This is a genomic window from Blastomonas sp. CCH1-A6, assembly GCF_001556365.1.
GTDB classification, from domain to species: domain Bacteria; phylum Pseudomonadota; class Alphaproteobacteria; order Sphingomonadales; family Sphingomonadaceae; genus Blastomonas; species Blastomonas ursincola.
The window spans coordinates 1-2,563 of the sequence record NZ_LSIS01000378.1 but is presented as its reverse complement, the minus strand read 5'-3'; the positions used below and the strand labels follow the sequence as shown (position 1 = coordinate 2,563).

8 protein-coding genes are annotated in these 2,563 nt (G+C 64.8%); all 8 read left to right on the top strand.

Going from position 1 to position 2,563, the window contains the following annotated elements:
• On the top strand, positions 1–323 hold a 323-nt coding region (locus AX735_RS17655; RefSeq protein WP_066282856.1), incomplete at its 5' end, for an HK97-gp10 family putative phage morphogenesis protein.
• Between the two features lie 2 nt (positions 324–325).
• The gene (locus AX735_RS25295) at positions 326–520 is read left to right on the top strand and encodes a hypothetical protein (protein WP_066282853.1); all 195 of its coding nucleotides are present in this window, start codon (positions 326–328) and stop codon (positions 518–520) included.
• Positions 462–902, top strand: coding sequence for a DUF3168 domain-containing protein (locus tag AX735_RS17645; RefSeq protein ID WP_082751181.1), 441 nt, complete (start codon positions 462–464; stop codon positions 900–902). The genes AX735_RS25295 and AX735_RS17645 overlap by 59 nt, the downstream gene beginning before the upstream one ends.
• A gap of 13 nt (positions 903–915) precedes the next feature.
• The gene (locus AX735_RS17640; protein WP_066045925.1) at positions 916–1,137 is read left to right on the top strand and encodes a hypothetical protein; all 222 of its coding nucleotides are present in this window, start codon (positions 916–918) and stop codon (positions 1,135–1,137) included.
• 47 nt (positions 1,138–1,184) lie between these two features.
• Positions 1,185–1,628, top strand: a complete 444-nt coding sequence (locus AX735_RS17635) for a phage tail tube protein (RefSeq protein WP_066282846.1) — start codon at positions 1,185–1,187, stop codon at positions 1,626–1,628.
• 3 nt (positions 1,629–1,631) lie between these two features.
• Positions 1,632–2,117: a GTA-gp10 family protein gene (locus AX735_RS17630; protein ID WP_066282845.1), complete on the top strand. Its 486-nt coding sequence runs from the start codon at positions 1,632–1,634 to the stop codon at positions 2,115–2,117.
• A complete protein-coding gene (locus AX735_RS17625) occupies positions 2,114–2,299 on the top strand; it encodes a hypothetical protein (protein WP_066045916.1) in 186 nt (61 codons plus the stop codon). Before AX735_RS17630 ends, AX735_RS17625 begins: the two co-directional genes overlap by 4 nt.
• Positions 2,299–2,563 (top strand): hypothetical protein (locus tag AX735_RS17620; protein ID WP_156447536.1); only part of this gene is annotated, 265 nt, incomplete at its 3' end. The genes AX735_RS17625 and AX735_RS17620, both read left to right, overlap by 1 nt.

The following is a 2,563-nucleotide window of genomic DNA, read 5'->3' as shown; positions in this document are numbered from 1 at the left end:
GCATCCAGGTCGAGGCGCAGCTTTCGATCACGCAAGGCGCGGTCAGCGGCAAGAACCACGTCCCGTCCAAGCCCGGCGAGCCGCCGAACCAGGACACGGGCAGGCTGGGCGACAATATCGAGACGGTGCAGAAGGGGCCGCTGCTGGTCGAGGTGTCGAGCAACGCGCCCTATTCCATCCCGCTCGAGTTCGGCACATCGAAGATGGCCGCCCGTCCCTTCATGCGCCCGGCGCGCGACAAGAAGCGCGCCGAGGTCGTGGCGCTGGTCGAGCGGGCCGTATCGCAGGCCGTGCGCCAATCGCGCAGCAACGCAAAGGATTGAACATGAACGTAACGCTTGACCAGAGCTGGACCTATCGCACCCCGCTGCTGACCATCGAATACCCCGCCGGGACGCACGACATGCCCGACGATCACGCGGCGGCGGCGCTCGCGGCCAACGTCATCAAGGAGAAGCGCAATGGCAACCGGACTGGTCAGACTGTCCCGCCAAGCGGTGCTGACAGCCCTGAAAGCTGACACGGGCGTTACCGCGCTCGTTCCTGCCGCTTCGATCCACGGCCAATCCCCGCTTTCCGAGCCGACCTGGCCGTTCATCAAGCTCGGCTCGATCACCTTCGCCCCGCTCGACGCCGCGTGCGTCGCGGGCGGCGTGGGCCGCATCGTCGTGCACGCCTTCGCCAAGCCGGTCAAGAACGGCAGGCAGGTCACGCAGACAGCCGAGGATCATGCCGGGCTGATCCAGTCCGCGATCGAGGCGGCGCTGCACAAGGCGCGCTTGCCGCTCGCCGGGGGCACGATGACGCTCAAGTGCATCAACACCGACTTGCTGGTCGATGGCGCCGAGCCGGAAGCTTTCCACGCGGTCACGGATTTTCGTGCAAGGGTCATCGCCGCGTGATACTGTCGGCGCGATGGCAGAAACCCCCGACCCCGCCGCACTGGCGCTGATCAAGCAACTTTACAAGCGCGGGCTGATCGATCTCGACGATATCGAGGAGATGGCGGACGAGGCAGGGCCAGAATCCGCGCACCTCATCCGCATGATGGCGATCGAGGCCGAGGCACCATCGCAAGCCGATTGGGAAGCCGAGCGCGCGCGCCGTCAATTCCGCGTCGTCCGTAAAGAGGACTGACAAACGCCATAGCATCCCGCGCAATATCCACGCGCGGAGATCATGGCATGAGCCTTCCCAACGAGTTTGATTTTGGCCTGCTCAAGGTGGGCAACGGCGCAACTCCCGAAGTTTTCACGACCGTCTGCGGTATCATCGATGTCGCGGTCAACGAGAGCGTCGACACCACCTCGCGCCGCGTCCGCGATTGCGCCACCCCCAACAAGCCTGGCGTCACGAAGGTCAAGGTCAACGGCACCTCGTGGACCATCACGGCATCCGGCCTCACCAACGCGAGCGAGGAAACCAATCTTCGCGCCCTGCTCGGCAAGCTGAACAACTACAAGGTCGAGGCCTATGACGACGACGGCACCGATGCGGGCGACCTGCTCGGCACGTGGTCGGGCGGCGCTGTCCTGACGGCCAAGAACATCAACGTCAACCGCGATAGCGACTCCGCGATCGAGCTGACCCTTGAAGGCGACGGAGCGCTGGCCTGGGCGGCGGCATGACGCATGGAAACCGCCCTCTCCCTTGAGTTCGCCGACGGCACCTATGCCTTCGACCTGAAACTGCCGCAAATTATCGAGCTGCAGGAAAAGTGCGGTACGACCGGCCCCGACGGCGCGCGCCAGCGCAAGAACATCCTCGCGATCTATTCCAGCGTCATGGCTGGCCGCGCGCTGATCGGCGATGGTGTTCATATCGGCGTGCCCGACCAGGCCGAGGCGGCGGTCCAGGAAGTCTACGAGACGATCCGGCTCGCCCTGATCGGCGGCGGTGAGGGCATTGTCGATGGCGAGACCGTGCGGGTCTCCCCCCTCGACGCCAAGCGCCTTGTCGAAACCTATGTGCACCCGATGCCACTGGTTGCCGCGTGGGATATCGCCGCCGCGATCCTCTACGCCCGTATCGTCGGATACCAGGCTAAAAAAAAAGCAGTAACGCCGGAAGCGGACGGCGCCAGCGAGACGCAAGCGGATTCTGCGACCCCAGCGTGATCTACGCCAACTGCGCGGCGATGCACGTAAACCCCGAGGCTCTGACGTGGTGGGAATACACGGCCCTTCTTGCCGGATGGAACGCCATGCACGCCGATACCAGCAACAGCGCTCCCGACCCTGAAAAGCTGGACAAACTGCGCCGGTTCACCGCGGCGCACGGCCTTGGAGCGCCCAACTGATGACAGAGGTAGATCCCGTCATTGTCCAGCTGCGCGCCGAGATGGGCCGCTATCGGGCCGAGCTCAAATCCGCGACCGCGCTTTCGCAGCAATCGTTCAACCGCATCGACCGCGATGTGCAACGGCTCGAGCAGCAGTTCAGCCGGTCAAGCGCCGCGATCGGGGGAAGCCTGCGCGGGCTGGCTGGCACGTTCGCCGCCGCGTTCACGACGCAGCAGGTCGTCGGCCTGATCGACAGCTATACCCGGCTGCAGAACAGCCTCA

What these genes read in the sequence shown, in the direction of transcription:
- AX735_RS25295 (WP_066282853.1), top strand. Translation starts at nt 326, where the DNA reads ATGAACGTAACGCTTGACCAGAGCTGGACCTATCGCACCCCGCTGCTG.
- AX735_RS17645 (WP_082751181.1), top strand. Translation starts at nt 462, where the DNA reads ATGGCAACCGGACTGGTCAGACTGTCCCGCCAAGCGGTGCTGACAGCC.
- AX735_RS17640 (WP_066045925.1), top strand. Translation starts at nt 916, where the DNA reads ATGGCAGAAACCCCCGACCCCGCCGCACTGGCGCTGATCAAGCAACTT.
- AX735_RS17635 (WP_066282846.1), top strand. Translation starts at nt 1,185, where the DNA reads ATGAGCCTTCCCAACGAGTTTGATTTTGGCCTGCTCAAGGTGGGCAAC.
- AX735_RS17630 (WP_066282845.1), top strand. Translation starts at nt 1,632, where the DNA reads ATGGAAACCGCCCTCTCCCTTGAGTTCGCCGACGGCACCTATGCCTTC.